Origin of the sequence: Acidisoma sp., assembly GCF_035492295.1 — a bacterium.
Lineage (GTDB): Bacteria > Pseudomonadota > Alphaproteobacteria > Acetobacterales > Acetobacteraceae > Acidisoma.
In genome coordinates this window covers 1-14,909 of sequence record NZ_DATJJK010000119.1, presented here as the reverse complement: position 1 = coordinate 14,909, position 14,909 = coordinate 1, and the positions used below count along the sequence as shown (strand labels likewise).

General features: G+C 64.1%; 15 protein-coding genes. 3 read left to right on the top strand and 12 right to left on the bottom strand.

The window, feature by feature from the left end; all coding sequences use genetic code 11:
• A partial coding sequence (locus tag VL752_RS08480; protein ID WP_325354108.1) for a TOBE domain-containing protein occupies positions 1-517 on the top strand: 517 nt, incomplete at its 5' end.
• A gap of 16 nt (positions 518-533) precedes the next feature.
• Here the strand turns inward: VL752_RS08480 and VL752_RS08475 are convergent.
• Together VL752_RS08475 and VL752_RS08470 are read right to left on the bottom strand one after the other, a co-directional pair.
• A complete protein-coding gene (locus tag VL752_RS08475; RefSeq protein WP_325354106.1) occupies positions 534-1,004 on the bottom strand; it encodes a CreA family protein in 471 nt (156 codons plus the stop codon).
• Complete coding sequence (locus VL752_RS08470; protein WP_325354104.1) at positions 1,001-2,140, bottom strand: ceramide glucosyltransferase; 1,140 nt, start codon at positions 2,138-2,140, stop codon at positions 1,001-1,003. Before VL752_RS08470 ends, VL752_RS08475 begins: the two co-directional genes overlap by 4 nt.
• 293 nt (positions 2,141-2,433) lie before the next feature.
• Here VL752_RS08470 and VL752_RS08465 point away from each other — a divergent pair, with 293 nt between their 5' ends.
• Positions 2,434-2,970, top strand: coding sequence for a hypothetical protein (locus tag VL752_RS08465; RefSeq protein WP_325354102.1), 537 nt, complete (start codon positions 2,434-2,436; stop codon positions 2,968-2,970).
• Positions 2,971-2,976: 6 nt separating this feature from the next.
• Here VL752_RS08465 and VL752_RS08460 read toward each other — a convergent pair whose 3' ends face one another.
• From VL752_RS08460 to VL752_RS08430, 7 genes are all read right to left on the bottom strand, one after another.
• Entirely contained in the window at positions 2,977-4,026 is a 1,050-nt protein-coding gene (locus VL752_RS08460) for an extracellular solute-binding protein (protein WP_325354100.1), read from the bottom strand.
• Positions 4,027-4,156: 130 nt separating this feature from the next.
• On the bottom strand, positions 4,157-5,287 hold the full coding sequence (locus tag VL752_RS08455; RefSeq protein ID WP_325354098.1) for a M20/M25/M40 family metallo-hydrolase: 1,131 nt from the start codon (positions 5,285-5,287) through the stop codon (positions 4,157-4,159).
• Positions 5,288-5,391: 104 nt separating this feature from the next.
• Positions 5,392-7,173 (bottom strand): glycoside hydrolase family 15 protein, encoded by a 1,782-nt coding sequence (locus VL752_RS08450; protein ID WP_325354096.1) that lies wholly within the window; start codon positions 7,171-7,173, stop codon positions 5,392-5,394.
• Positions 7,174-7,214: 41 nt separating this feature from the next.
• Complete coding sequence (locus VL752_RS08445) at positions 7,215-7,526, bottom strand: cytochrome o ubiquinol oxidase subunit IV (protein ID WP_325354094.1); 312 nt, start codon at positions 7,524-7,526, stop codon at positions 7,215-7,217.
• Positions 7,526-8,158 (bottom strand): cytochrome c oxidase subunit 3, encoded by a 633-nt coding sequence (locus VL752_RS08440; protein ID WP_325354092.1) that lies wholly within the window; start codon positions 8,156-8,158, stop codon positions 7,526-7,528. Before VL752_RS08440 ends, VL752_RS08445 begins: the two co-directional genes overlap by 1 nt.
• Complete coding sequence (locus VL752_RS08435; protein WP_325354090.1) at positions 8,146-10,236, bottom strand: cbb3-type cytochrome c oxidase subunit I; 2,091 nt, start codon at positions 10,234-10,236, stop codon at positions 8,146-8,148. Before VL752_RS08435 ends, VL752_RS08440 begins: the two co-directional genes overlap by 13 nt.
• Positions 10,229-11,152, bottom strand: a complete 924-nt coding sequence (locus tag VL752_RS08430; protein ID WP_325354088.1) for a ubiquinol oxidase subunit II — start codon at positions 11,150-11,152, stop codon at positions 10,229-10,231. The genes VL752_RS08435 and VL752_RS08430 overlap by 8 nt, the downstream gene beginning before the upstream one ends.
• 231 nt (positions 11,153-11,383) lie before the next feature.
• Between VL752_RS08430 and VL752_RS08425 the strand changes: the two genes are divergently transcribed.
• Positions 11,384-12,031, top strand: coding sequence for a tetratricopeptide repeat protein (locus tag VL752_RS08425; protein WP_325354086.1), 648 nt, complete (start codon positions 11,384-11,386; stop codon positions 12,029-12,031).
• Here VL752_RS08425 and VL752_RS08420 read toward each other — a convergent pair.
• The 3 genes from VL752_RS08420 to VL752_RS08410 form a co-directional block, all read right to left on the bottom strand.
• Positions 11,993-12,727 carry a hypothetical protein gene (locus tag VL752_RS08420; protein WP_325354084.1) on the bottom strand — a complete coding sequence of 245 codons (735 nt, stop codon included), beginning with the start codon at positions 12,725-12,727 and terminating at the stop codon, positions 11,993-11,995. The genes VL752_RS08425 and VL752_RS08420 overlap by 39 nt on opposite strands.
• Before the next feature lie 11 nt (positions 12,728-12,738).
• On the bottom strand, positions 12,739-14,238 hold the full coding sequence (glpK, locus tag VL752_RS08415; protein WP_325354082.1) for a glycerol kinase GlpK: 1,500 nt from the start codon (positions 14,236-14,238) through the stop codon (positions 12,739-12,741).
• A gap of 61 nt (positions 14,239-14,299) precedes the next feature.
• A partial coding sequence (locus VL752_RS08410) for a hypothetical protein (RefSeq protein WP_413788765.1) occupies positions 14,300-14,909 on the bottom strand: 610 nt, incomplete at its 5' end.

Here is a 14,909-nt window from a genome sequence, read left to right as displayed (position 1 = left end):
CCGCATCGCGGTGTTGAACAAAGGCGCGGTGGAGCAGATCGGCGCGCCGCTCGAACTCTATCGCCAACCGCGCAACCTCTTCGTCGCGAGTTTCATCGGCTCACCCAAGATGAACTTACTGCCGAGCGCCGTGCAGGCAACAGGACCGGAGGGCGTTACCGTCGGCCTGCCCGGCGGCGGCACGCTCCTGGTGCCCGTGGCGACCGACGGTCTGGCCTCAGGCCAGCCGGTCAGCCTCGGCCTCAGGCCCGAGCATATCGGCATCGGGGAGGCCGTCGGCGGGGCGGGGGAGGCCTTTCTGCCCGCGCGGGCGCAGATGGTGGAACATCTGGGAGGCGAGGTTCTGGCGCACGTCCAGCTCGCGGACGGCACGGCCATCAACGTCAAGACCCATGGCCATGGCGATATCGGCCGGGCTTCGGAACTTCAACTCGGCCTGCGCGGCGAACTCGCCTATGTCTTCGACCAGTCGGGATCTTGCCTGCCGGCGCTGCGGCCGCGCGCGATCCCGAACTGATCGACCGGGCCGAGCCTCAGGGGGCGGTCGGCGTCGTCGCCACCGCGCTGATCGAGTTGAAGGGGCTGCCTTCCTTCAAGCGGCTGCTGATGACGAGGTAGAGGACCACCTTCTTCTCCCGGTCGAGCAGGCGATAGACTTCGAGATGCTTGAAGAAGACCGAAAGTGCCTGGGAGAAGACGCGCTGCTTGTCCGGCAGTTTCTCGGGCCAGGCGACTGGGCCCGTGGCCCGGCAGGCAATGGAGAAGCGCGACGGGTCCTCGGCGAGGCCGAGGCTGCCCGAAACGCCGCCCGTCGCCGCATGCGAGACGTAGCAGGAGGCGTTGGGCACATCCGGATCATCGTAGCGATCAATCACCACGCGGTCATTGGCGCCGAGCAGGCGAAACGTCGTATCGACACTGCCGACCTTGGTCTGCGCCAGGGCCGGGGTTGCACCGAGCAAGCCGGCAGCCAGCAGGACCGCCCCGATCCGCGTCTTGATCAATCCAACTCCTCGGCCATGACCGGCTGCACCTTCACCGCATTACCCCGCCAGACATAGTCCTGGCGGAGCCAGGCTACCAGCCAGAGTGCGGGCAGCAGGCAATCCCTGAGCGCGCAGGCGAGGAGCAGCCGGGACGAGACATGCCAGCCAGCGCGGCGCGCGAGCAGGATTTCGCCGCCGAACCAAAGGCCAGCAAGTCCGACCGCGACCATGGCGACGTTCAAATCGGCCTGCCAGGCGGCATAGATGCCGGCGACGATCGGGAAGAAGGCGCCGGTCAGCAATTCGGGCACGAACATGACGGGAAAGGTGAGCCGCCGCAGCATGGCCCAACGCGCCTGGCGGGACCAGACCTCCTGCACCCGCCTGCGGCCGAGCGGCTGTTCGAACGGCATATCGACGAGATGGACATGCAGCCCCGCCGCGCGGACCAGTTTGGTGAAGGCCGCATCCTCGGCGAGTTCCGCGCCGAGGGCACGCAGCAGCCCGCCACCTGCCTCCACGACGTCGCGTCGCATCAGCATGCTCTTGCCCTGGGCAAAGCCTTGGCCGAGGCTTTCGCCCACATATTGCCAGCGCGCCTGGAAGGTATTCAGGAAGGCGCATTCCAGTTCGGCCCAGAAATTGCCCGGATGGCTGCCGATCGGCATCGAGCAGACGAGGCCGGTATCGTCCCGCCAGCGTGCCATCATGCGCTGAACATAGTCGCGCGGCATCAGCACGTTGCTGTCCGCCATGATCACCCAGCCGTGGCCCGCCACCTCCCAGGCCTTGAGGCAGTTGTTCAGCTTGGGGTTGGCGGTGCGGCGGTCTTGGCCGATCAGCAATTCGGCCCGTACCTTCGGATGAGCGGCCATCAGCCCATGGACCAGACCCACCACGGGATCGTCCGCATCCTCGACACAGAACAGGATCTCATAATTCGGGTAATCGAGCGCGAAGGTGGAGGCGAGGGTCTCGCGCTCATAGTTGTTGATGCGGCAGAGTGGCCGGATGATGGTGACTGCGGGGGCGGCGGGCGACACGGCGAGCAGGCCGCGGGGGCGCCGCAGCCGCAGCGCTGCGATCGCGAGGCCCGTCAGGTTGAGGACCGTCGCCGCCAGACAGAACAGGGCGGCAACCTGCGTAAAACTCATGTTCGGACTCCGGGCTCGAATGCCGCCGGATTCGTACCGCGGCGCGAGCGATGAACGGCGCCCGTTTGGTACAGAACGCTCCCGCTTTGTCCAACGCTTCCGAGCATCTTCCCGTTACAGAGCGAAGACATTCGATCCTCGCCACAATGACCAATACCGTATTTCCCCGGTTCCGGCGGCGCACCCGCTTCACGGGCAATTGAGTAGGGCGATGCGTTTTGCGCCCCCGCTGCGGGTTTCACGCCAGAATATTGGACGCAAATGAGAACTGCGATACATTGACCGGAGATGACATGCGCCGTTCTGCCATCCTGCTAGCGACCCTTTCCCTCGCCGGATGCGGCTATGGCGCGTCGCGCCAGGCGCATGAGGCACAGATCAGCATGATCGGGATGAGTTCCGCCGATCTGCTCTCCTGCGCCGGCCCGCCCGCCAAATCGTCCCCGATCAACAAGGCCGCGCATGTCGACACCTATACCTACAATCCTTCGAGCGGAAACGGGTTCACGCTGACGCTGCCTCTCAGCCTCGGCGGTGTCGCGCTCGGAGGATCGGGCACCGGTTGCATTGCCGATGTGCGTGTGGTCAACAACAAGGTGTCGGAGGTGCACTACACCGGCTCCGATGATGAGACGATCGGTGATGATGGTGTTTGTGACCCGATCTTCCGCGGCTGCATGCGCCAGCCGGAAGCCACGATGCAGCCGGTGACGGGCAAGGACTACGACAAGTCCTCAGCCTTTCATTCGCCGCCCGTGCCGCCTCAAACGATCCAGGCCGAGCAGATGGAGACCACGGCACCAGCCGCCGTCTCCACGCCCAAGAAGTAACGCAGCCTACTGGCGCAGCAGCGTCCAGATGCGGTCGAAGCTCTTGGTCGCCTTCACGTCGCAACCCGGCGAGAAGGCGATCTTGTAGCCCGCCGGCGGATTGAACTCGGGTGCCTTGGTAATGCTGTCCGGCAGATATTGGGCAGAAGCGGGCACCGCGTTCTGGTACTGGGCGAACTTCGTCTCCAGCGCCGCATTCTCGGGGTCCATCATGAAGTTCATGAACTTCTTGGCGTTATCAACGTCCGGTGCATTCACGGGAACGGCGAGGTTGTCCATCCAACCAACTCCGCCTTCCTTGGCGTAGACGTAGCGCACGGAGGGCTTGCGCGCCCGCACACGGGCCGCACCCCCTGACCACTCCATGCTCATGGTCGTCTCGCCGGAGATCATGCGGTCATCGATCGCATCCGAGTTATAGACCTTCACGAAGGGCTTCTGCGCCTGCAGGAGTGCCAGGGTCTCCTTCATCAGCTTGGGGTCGCTGTCGCAGGGCTTGGCACCTTCATAGGCCAAAGCGAGGTTGATGACCTCACTTGGTGACCCCAGCATGCCGATCTTGCCCTTGAAGACCGCCGGCGGCTTAAACAGGGTGGAGAAGCTGTCGACCGGACCCGGATAGACTTTCGTGTCGTAGATGAAGGAAGTGGTGCCCCACTGCCACGGCACGGTGTAGTCAGCCGAGGGGTCCCAGTCGCGTTTCTGCCAGCGCGGCTCCAGATTCTTGAAGTTGGGCATCGAAGAGGCGTCAACCTTCTGGATCAGATGTTGATCGATGAAGATCTTCACGAAGTCGTTGGAGACGATGACGAGGTCATAGCCCGTGGCGCCGGCTTTCAGCTTGGCGAGGAGCGTTTCGTTCGAATCATAGGTGTCGAGCGTCACCTTGATCCCGGTTTCCTTCTCGAACTTCTTGATGAGGTCGGGAGCGGTATAGTCAGTCCAGTTGTAGATATGCAGCACCCCCGCATCCGCGGCCCGGGCGGCAGGGGTGAGCCCCGCCAGCCCCGTCAGCGCTGCGGAAACGGCCAGGAGGAAGCCAAACGCTCGTTTCATGAACTCGCCCTTGATCGATGTGGTAAACGCATGGGCGTCATGCAAGGGCCGGGCCACAAACCGATACAATCGGCCGCCGATCTCGGGTCAAAAATCGCCCGCATGACGGTCGACTGAAACGGTTCCGGACTCAGTCTAACTCGAGCAGCAGACCGGCCATCAGCCGGGCCCGCTCGGCCAGGCTCGCCACCTCGATCTGCTCATTCAGCGTATGGCCGTACCCCCCGACGAGGCCGAGACCGTCGAGGCTCGCAATCCCGAGCGCGCCGGTAAAATTGGCATCCGAGCCGCCGCCTGCGCTGTGATGAGGCAGGGTGAGGCCGAGCCGCGCCGCCACTCCCTTCGCCCTTTCATAGAGGCCAAGGCAGGCGGCATTCGGCTCCCAGACCGGGCGCGTTACCGTGCGCGTCGCTGTGAAGCGGGTCTCGGGCGTGCTGCCCTGGAGCGCCAGCATGCGCGCAACCCCGGCATCGAGATCGGCCTGGCGCTTGGCCATGCTCAGCACTTCGCCCTCGCAAGTAGTGGCGACACAGTTCACCCATTGGCCGCCCGCGACGATGCCGACGCTGAAGGTGCAGTCCGGCGTCGTCATATCCTCGATTGCGAGGGTCTGGCGCGCCATTTCGCGGATGGCGGAGCGGCCTTCGGCGAGTGCCGCGCCGGCATGGCTTGGCCGGCCTTCGGCCTTCAGGTGGAAGCGGGCGATGGCAAAGCGGCCGGTGATGACGCCACGATCGGGCGTTGCCGGCTCCGGCACCAGCACGTAGCGGTGGCGGCCAGCCTCCGCCTCGATCAGATCCCGCGTCGAGGGGCTGCCCACTTCCTCATCGCTTGTCAGCAGCAGGGTCACCGGCAACGGGCTTGCGAGCCCGGTGGCGGCGAGGCTGCGGATCGCCTCCAGGGCGGCGAACGTGCCACCCTTCATGTCCCAGATCCCCGGACCCCAGCAGCGCCCGTCCTCCTCGCGAAAGGGAAGATCGGCGAGGGTGCCGACAGGATGAACCGTATCGAGATGCGCCATGACGAGGATGCCGGGGGTGCCCGCCTTGCGATGCGGAAAGCGTGCGCGGAGGCAATCCCCAAAACCCATGCGGCCGGGGATGCGCTCGATGCTGGCGCCCGAGGAAGCCAGTTCCCAGGCCGCCAGGTCCATCATGCGGTTGACGGCCGCCGCGTCATGCGTCGGGCTCTCACAGAGGATCCAGGGTTTCAGGCGCGCCAGCATGGCGCCGGCGTCGAAGGGAAGGGCGGTCAAATCCATCTGTCTCTGCCTCGGTCCGTGATCACGACGCATCGTTTCGCGCCGGGAAGAGGTGAAGCAGGTTTCGTGCCTGAAAGCCTGTGGTCGAACTCTCAATCCCCTCTCTAGCCGCCACCGCGCTGCAGAACCGGCCCTGAGAGGTTGAGGGCGGCATTGATGAAGGAAAGGTGGGACAGCGCCTGGGGCAGATTGCCGAGCAGGCGCCCTTCGCGGACGTGATATTCCTCCGACAGCAGGCCGACCTCATTGGCGATGCCGGCGATGCGCCCAAGAAGAGCGCGGGCCTCATCGTGGCGTCCCTGCAGCACCATGCAGTTGGCGAGCCAGCAGGAACAGGCGATGAAGCTGCCCTCCTCGGTGCCGAAGGCCGGTGCCTTGTGCCGCCGCATGAAGCCGCCTTCCATCAGTTCCGCTTCGCAGGCGGCGATGGTGGTCGTGATGCGCGGATCGTCGATCGGCAGGAAACCCACGAGCGGCAGCAACAGCAGGCTCCCGTCCAGTCGGCGGGTCGCGTAGTGGGCTACGAAGCTGCCGCGCTTCTCCGACCAGCCGCGCGCGCAGATTTCGGCATGCATTTCATCGCGGAGGCGTTCCAGCTTTGTCCGCAACTCCGGCTCGCAGTGCGATTGCGTGCTCGCCATCTTGAGGAAGCGGTCAACCGCGACCCAGGCCATCGCCTTGGAGTAGACATAGTGCTTGGGGCGGCCGCGGGCTTCCCAAAGCCCCTGGTCCGGTGCACGCCACGTCTCGGCCACCCGAAGAACGAGCCGACGCTCGACCGCGCCCTCCCAGTCGCTACGCTCAAGCCCTGCGCGCTCCGCAAGATGAGTGGAATCGATGATTTCGCCGAAGATGTCGAGCTGGCGCTGCCGCGCCGCTCCATTCCCGACGCGAACCGGCCGCGCACCCTCCCAGCCCGGCAGCCAATCCGCCTGCCATTCGTATAGATGCCGGCCGCCATCCACCCGATAGGCGATGCGGATGCGGTCGGGGTCGCCAGCCACGGCGCGCAGCAGCCAGTGCAGCCATTCGTGCGCCTCATCCTTGAAGCCGGCATTGAGAAAGGCGGTCAGGGTGAAGGTCGAATCCCGCAGCCAGCAATAGCGGTAGTCCCAGTTCATCTGCCCGCCCGGCTTTTCGGGCAGGCCCGTGGTGCCAGCGGCGACGATGCCGCCGGTCGGGAAGTAGGTCAGCGCCTTGAGCACGATAAGCGAGCGCTTGACCAAGTCCGGCCACTCCGTCGGCTTGTTGAAACGCGCGATCCAGTCGAGCCACCAGGACTTTGTCTCGCCAAGAAGACGCTCGGCATCGAGCGGCAGGGGCGGTTCTGAAGTTGATCCATCATGCTGCAGGGTGAAGGCAAAACGCTCGCCTGTCTTGACCCGGAAATCGGCGGTCACGGTCTCTTGGTCGCGCTGCATCGGAACATCGGCGCGGATGACCACGAGATCCGGTCCGACCTTGCCGATGATCGCGCCGTTCTTGCTATCGGTATACCAAGGGGAAACCGTGCCATAGTCGAAGCGGGCGGAGAGCGTCGAGCGCATGGCGACCTCGCCTTCGATCCCGGTCACGATGCGGACGAGGGCGGATTCTTTGTCCTTACGAATGGGCATGAAATCCAGCACCTGAGCGATGCCCCCCGCCGTCCGGAATTCGGTCTCCAGTACCAAAGTGTCGCCGCAGTAGCGCCGCCGTATCTCGGTCGGCTCCGCTTGAGGGGAGAGCTGCCAGCAGCCGTGGCTCGCGTCACCGAGCAGGGAGGCGAAGCAGGCATCACTGTCAAATCGTGGCAGGCAAAGCCAGTCGATAGAGCCGGTGCGGTTGACGAGGGCGATCGTCTGGCCATCACCGATCATCGCGTAATCTTCGAGTTTTGTTGACATGGCATCCCTGGACGTCGGCAAAGCGTGCGGCGGGCCGTGGCCTACATCATCCGCGCTTGCAGGTTGAAGAGAATGACGAGCGTGCCGCCCACCATCAGGCAGATGATCATCGTCGAGAAGAGGATGAGCTGGAGATCCGCGCGGGCGGAGCGCTTGAAGTCGACATGCAAGAAGCAGCGCATATGAACCAGCACCTGGATGAAGGCGAGCGCGAGCACGGCCGCGAATTCAGCCGGTTTCGAAAAGAGATGAAAATAGACAATAGCGAAGGCGCCGCCGGTGAGCAGGAGCGCCAAGCCATAGCCAGTGACATAGGTTGCAAGATCGCGGCGCAGTTCGGGTGTGAGGTCCATCACAGCAGTCCCTGAAGATAGACGACGGAGAAGATTGCGACCCAGATGACATCGAGGAAATGCCAGAACAAGCCGAGGCGGATCAGGTTGATCTTGACCCGCCGATCAAGCCCGAAAATCGCGATCTGGGCGCCCATGGTGAGAATCCAGATCAGGCCGCAGGTCACGTGAAAGCCGTGCATGCCGACGAGCACGAAGAAGGCGGAGAGCCAGCCATCCGCCTCGGGCGTGGATCCGTGGCTTGCCATGTCCACGAAATCGTGGATTTCCATGCCGAGGAAGATGACACCGAGGCAGAAGGTGACGCCGAGCCAGAATGCGATCCAGCGTTTCCGGGCGTGATGCTTGAGGGAGATTGAAACCATGCCGTAGGAGAAGCTGCTGGTGAGCAACGCCGCCGTCTCCCAGATGGCCGAGTGGAATTTGAAATCATCCGTCGGGCTCGGCCCGCCGGCCGTTCTGCCTTCCATGGTGCCGTAGAGGGCAAAGAGAAGCGCGAAAAGCACGGCGTCGCTCATCAGGAAGACCCAGAAGCCGAAGACGTCGCTGTTGATCTGGGCGCGTTCGCCGGCGGGTTCGTCCGAGAGGTTGAGGCCGGCGTGAGTGAGTTCGGGTTCGCTTACCCCTGACATTGCGGCAGTCCTTCGTTTTCGGGGCTGAGTTCGAGGGTCCGTGGTACCGGGCGGGCTGCTGCCGCGGTAGCCAGCCAGCGGCGGTCGGCTGCCTCAACCTGGGCGGCCGGGATCACCTTATGCAGGTCGCGCATGAAGCTACGGGCGAGACCGGAGATGATGGCGAGGATGAAGAACAAGGCCGCCATCCACCAGATGTGCCAGACGAGGCCGAAGAAGGATATTGCCGTAGCGACGCCGACCACGGGTCCGAACATGCTGTTCTTCGGCATCTCGATGTCGCGGTAATGATCCGCTGGCTTGTATGCGCCGCCGTTGATCTTACGCCAGTGGTAGGCGTCCCGGCGGCTGACATGCGGGATGGTCGCAAAATTATACTCCGGGGCCGGGCAGGGGATGGACCATTCAAGGCTGCGCCCGTCCCAGGGATCGCCTGCCGGAACCATCAGTCGGTGGCGGTTCTTCACGCTCACCCAGAGCTGGATGAAGAGGCAAGCGAGGCCTGCGAAAATCAGGAAAGCCCCGAGCACCGCGACGATGACCCAGGGGCGGAGTGCAGGATCGAAAAGCTCGTCCGTCCGCCGCGCCACACCGGCCGCGCCCATCACATAGAGTGGCATGAAGGCCATGTAGAAGCCGACCACCCAGAAGAGCACGGAGATCCGGCCCCAAAACTCGTCCAGCCGGAATCCGAAGGCCTTGGGAAACCAGTATTGGTAGCCCGCGATCATGCCGTAGAGCAGCCCCGGGATCAGCATGTTGTGGAAATGCGCGATGAGAAACAGCGTGTTGTGCATCATGTAGTCGAGTGGCGGGGTAGCCAGAACGATGCCGGCCGCCCCACCAATCGTGAAGGTGACCATGAAGGCGATTGAAAAGAGCATCGGGGCCGTGTAGCGCACCTCGCCCCAGAACATGGTCCAGATCCAGTTGTAGATCTTCACGCCGGTCGGGATGCCGATCGCCATGGTAGCGATGCCGAAGAAGGCGTTGATCGCGGCACTCTGTCCCATGGTGAAGAAATGATGCAGCCAAACGGTAAAGGAGAGGAAGGCGATCACCACCGTGGCGATGACGAGGCCCACATAGCTGTAGAGTTCCTTTGACGAGAAGGCGGAGACAACTTCGGAATAGACGCCGAAGGCGGGCAGGATGAGGATATAGACCTCCGGATGGCCGAAGAGCCAAAAGAGGTTGACATAATTCATCATGTCGCCGCCGCCGCCATTCGTGAAGAAGTGCATGCCGAGATAGCGGTCTGCCGCTAGCAGCAACGTCGCGATGGTGAGCGGCGGCATCGCGAAGATCATCAGGACCGCCGTGCAGATCGAGGTCCAGCAGAACAGTGGCATGCGCATCCAGTGCATGCCCGGCGCCCGGAACTTATAGACGGTAACGGCGAAGTTGATGCCGGTCATCATCGCGCCGAGCGAACTCATGGTCACTGCCCAGATCCAGTAGTCGGGGCCGACGCCTCCGTTGAATGCCAGTTCCGTATAGGGCGGATAGCCGCTCCAGCCGCCGGTCGAGAACTCGCCGATGACGAGGGAGACCATCATCAGCCCGCCGCCGCCGATCGTCAGCCACAGGCTGACTGAGTTCATGAAGGGGAAGGCGACGTCTCGCGAACCGATCTGAATGGGCATGGCGAAGTTGATCAGTCCAGTCAGCAGCGGCATGCCGACGAAAAAGACCATGATCGTGCCATGGGTTGTGAAGAGCTGGGAGAAATGGTCAGGCGCCAGAATCCCGTGGGCATTGATCGCAATGGCCTGCTGCACGCGCATGAGTACTGCCTCGATCAGGGCACGTGCAATCATGACCACGGCGAAGACGATATACATGATCCCGATCTTCTTGTGATCGAGACTGGTCAGCCACTCGGTCCAGAGATAGCGCCAGGCGCGCAGCCAGGTGATGAGGCCGAAGGAGATGACGGCCCCGAGGATGACGATGGCGGCCGCACCGGCGGCGATCAGCTCGCTGACCGTCGGGTTTTCCCAAGCCTTGACGAAGGGCAGCGAATCCCATTCGAAGCGACCGAGAAAGATATGCCAGAGAAGCGACGGATCATGCATGGGGCTTGGCTTCCTGGTGCTGGATCACGTAGCCGGGCGTGATCTGCTGATGGACGATGCGCTGGAAGATGCCGTCCTCGACGGCGCCGAACGTCATCGGCTTGTCGAGCGTCGATTGCCGTGACAGAGTCTGGTAGGCCGCATCGTCCAAACGGTGCGGATCGGCTTGGGCATGCGCCACCCAATCCGCGAAAGAGGCCGGCGTAATCGCGTTGATTTGAAACTTCTGGTTCTGAAAGCCGTCTCCGTTGAATTGGGTATTTTCGCCCCAGTAGGTGCCGGGCGCATGAACCAGGAAATTCAGCTCGGTCCGCATGCCGGCCATGGCATAGATCTGTCCGGCCAGTTGCGGCATGAGCAGCGATTGCATAACGGTGCCGCTGGTAAGCGCGAAATGCACGGGCCGGCCCGCTGGCAATACCAACTGGTTGACGGTCGCGATGTGCTGCGCCGGATAGATGAACAGCCATTTCCAATCGAGCGAAACGACGTCGACATCAAGCGGCTTCCCGGTGGCGCCGGGCACCGGCCGGTAGGGATCGAGCCGGACTGTGCTGCCCCAGAGCAGCACGGAGAGGCCGATGACGATGAGGGTCGGCGGAACCCAGATCAGCACTTCGAGGATCCAGGAGAACCCCCAATTCGGGCGGAAGGCGCTTTTGGTATTTGCCAGCCGATAATGCCAGGCGATGAGCGGCGTCAGCAGAAAGACCGGCGCCATCACGAAAAGCAGGACGATGCCGACGATGAGAAATTCGTGGCGCTCGGCGCGCGCGATGGGGCCGCCGGGTGCCAGGAAGCCGCGTGAGAGGCTCGAACATCCGGAAAGCCCGAGGCTGGCTAGAAGAAGGATGATGGCGCGGGCCCGCGCGGCGCGGCGCGCCTGCGGGATCCCGCTCAGCCTATGCTCCGTCATCTTATGTCAGGCAGAGGCCTGGGGAATGGCGCGAGGGCGGTTCGACAGTCTGGCCAGGGGCGCATCTATTGCCGGGATGGCGCGAAAAATTACACATTTCGTCTTCCCTCCTCTTGGACTGTCCTGCGATGGACGGCAGATTGGAGGCTCCGGCCGAATGTGAATGAACATCACAGGGTCTTGATCTCTTGGTTGCGCCGTCACCATAATTTTGCCGTAAGGAGTTTGGGCATGGCGAAAGGATCGGGAACGGCGCTGGCCCCGGACGTGGCCCAGGAGGCGGAGCCGCTCTTTCGTGACGCAATCCGATTGCTGCAAGCGGGCGATGCGGGGGCTGCCTCCCTTCTGCCCCGTCTGGAAGCCTTTGCCGCCTATGCGCCCGGCTGGCTTGCTTTGGGCGAGGTTTTGCGCGACCGCGGCCAGCGGGTGGCGGCCGTCCTTGCCTTCCGCCGGGCCGCCGCTGCCGGTGAGGTGCCGGCCTTGCTGCATCGGGCGGGGCAAGGGCTCGCTGCCCTCGGTCAGGGAAAAGCGGCTGAAGCGGCTTTCCGCGCAGCACTGGACTTGGACGCCGATTTCGCGCCAGCCTGGTACAGCCTCGGCCTGTCTCTCCAGGATTCCCGGGATTTCACGGCAGCCGCCGAGGCCTTTGGGCGGGCGCTGGCGGGCAAACCCGATTTCCACGAAGCCGCCTTCAACCAGGGCGTGGTGCTGCAGGAGGCCGGACAGATGGAAGCCGCGCTGGCCGCCTATGCCGAAGCCTACAAGCTTCGCCCCGAGAGTTTCGGGCGCATCGCGCAGGCGCTGGTGGCCAGCCCCCAGGGTGCGCTATGGCTGAAGCCTTCAGCCCTCCGCGCCGTCCTCTCCGGGGGCGGCTGCTGAACGCACGGCACGGAAATCGCGGCGGTAGACACCGGTTTCCGTGAGCAACCGTTCGGCCGTCGCGTCGTAACGCGCGGCGTTTTCGGGCGTGAAAGCTTCGTAGGCGAGGTCAAGCGGTGCGCGCTGCACGGGCAGGCATTGGGCAATGGGCGTGCCGCGCGGCAGGATTCCGGAGAAATCCGGATCGAGCCAGACGGCCGGGAACAAAATGCCCACGTCATGAAAGCGGTCGGCGTCGATGAGACCCGAGAGCAGGCGGAAGGGAAGGTCTGCCCGGTTCGCCGGGTGCATGGCGAAGAGCGACCAACCCTCGGGCAGTTCAACCGTCCAGAAACTGTTGAATTTGACGATGACCTGATCGGGTCCCCAGAGCGGGGTGCCGCTCACCTGTGCGGGGCTGTGGAAGCTTACCGGCGCCCGCGGATGGTGGCGGGCGCTCAGCGGCGGCAGGTCCCAGTTCCAGGTGATGCGACCTTCCGCGACCGCGAGATCGCACGGCAGCGGGATGACGAAGCCCTGCGCCATGGCATCGACGAAGGGCGGGCAATGCTTCACCGTGCGCAGGGCCTCGCCGTGCATCTCGGAGAACGCATCGCGCGGCATGCGACGGAGCCAGTCGGGCAGGGCCTGGCGTGCCGGCATGGGGCGCGGCAGATGGCCCGTCAGAGCCGGATCGCAGCGGAAGGTGATCCGCATCGCGTCCCCGCTCACTCCGCTTCAGGCGTGGTGGCGAGCTTCACGGCATGCTGCCAGCCGGCATATTTCGCGGCTCGCGTCATTTCGTCCATCTGCGGGGCGAAAAGCCGGTCACGGGACCACAGCCGCGCGAATTCCTCGGGCTCTGGATAGAGGCCGGCATCGAGCCCCGCCAGGTAGCCCGCGCCCATGGCCGTCGTCTCGCGGAAGGCTGGGCGCTCGACCGGCTCGCCCAGCATGTCTGCCAAAAATTGCATGGTCCAGTTGCTCGCCGACATGCCGCCATCAACCCGGAAGACGAGATCGTCGATCGGCTCGCCATAATCGGCGAGCATGGCCTGCAGCAGGTCACGGGTCTGGTAGCCAACGCTTTCCAGCACCGCGCGGGCCAGCTCCTTCTTCGTCGTGCCGCGCGTGATGCCGCAGAGAAGGGCGCGGGCATGAGAGGTCCAATAGGGGGCACCGAGCCCGGTAAAGGCCGGCACGAGATAGACCGGCTGCGCGGGGTCGGAGGCCTCGGCGAGCCTGCCGGTTTCGGCCGAATTCTCGACCAGACCGAGCCCATCGCGTAGCCATTGCACGCTCGCCCCGGCCGAGAAGATGGAGCCCTCCAACGCATAGCGCCGCTGCCCGCCGCGCTGCCAGGCGATGGTGGTGAGCAACCGGTGGCGCGAGGGCTTTGGCGTCTCGCCGATATTGAGCAGCACAAAGCCGCCGGTGCCGTAGGTCGCCTTTACCGTCCCTGGGGCAAAGCAGGCCTGGCCGATCAGTGCCGCTTGCTGATCCCCCGCGATGCCGCGGATGGCGATGGGACCGCCGAAGAAATCCGGCTGCGTCGCGCCGAAATCACCCGCCGAATCGCGGATCTCGGGCAACAGCGCGCGCGGGATGTTGAAGATTGCGAGGAGTTCGTCATCCCAAGTGCCGGTCCGGATGTCGCAAAGCAGGGTGCGGGCGGCATTGGTCGCATCCGTCGCATGGACCCGGCCCTCGGTGAGGCGCCAGAGGAGGAAGCTGTCCACCGTGCCGAAGGCGAGGCGCCCGGCCTCGGCCTCGGCGCGTGCGCCGGGCACTTGGTCGAGCATCCAGGCGATCTTGGTCGCGGAGAAATAGGAATCGAGGCGGAGCCCCGTGCGCTCGGCGATCATCGGGCCGTGGCCCTCAGTCTCAAGCCGCTCGCAGAGGGCCGCCGTGCGGCGGTCCTGCCAAACGATGGCGTTGGCAATGGGCCGCCCGGTCGCGCGTTCCCAAATGAGTGCCGTTTCACGCTGATTGGCGATGCCGAGGCCGGCAATGTCGCCCGCGCGCAGGCCGGCTTCGGCCAGCGCCTGACGCGCGGTGCCGAGCGTCGTCGCCCACAGCGTTTCGGGATTGTGCTCGACCCAGCCAGGATGGGGGAAGATCTGCGGAAATTCCTCCTGCGCGCTCGCCACCGGCCGCATCGCGGCATCGAAGACGATGGCGCGGGTGGAGGTGGTGCCTTGGTCGATCACCAGGATATGCGCGGGCATTCTTTCTCTTTCGCGTCGTAAGGAGGCCGGGAGGAGCATCTCCTCCCGGCCGGTCGTCACGTCAGGTCTTGTTGCTGGTGGGTGCTGACCAGCTCTTGATCAGCTCGTCATAATCCACCGTCTGGCCGGGCGGCTTCTCATTGGCCAGCTTGCGCTGAGGTGCCAGGTTCTTGTCCTTCTCAGCCTGCTGATACCAGTATTCGGCGGTCTGCGGCTTGTTCATGAGCGGTCCGCGATCGCCCTGTACGCCCGAACGCTGGATGCGGGTCATAATCGCATCTTGGTCTCGCGCCAGACCGTCCATCGCCTGCTGCGGTGTCACCGAACCCGCAATGGCGTTGGAGACGTTCTGCCACCAAACCTGTGCCATCTTGCCATAGTCAGGCACGTTGACACCGGTCGGAGTCCATTCCTTCACCGCCGGGCCGCGGTAGAATTCCACCAGCCCGCCAAGCTTAGGTGCAAGATCAGTCATCGCCTGGCTGTCGATGTCGCTCTTGCGGATCAGATGCTGGGTCAAGACCGCCTTCTTCAGGCTGACGCTTTTGGAGACGCTGAACTGGGCATAGAGCCAGCCTGCCTTGATCTTCTCCATCTGGGCGTATTTCAGCATCGTCCAGCAGCCGCAATCCTGATAGCCGAGCTTCATGCCCTCCTTCCAGTAGGGGCCA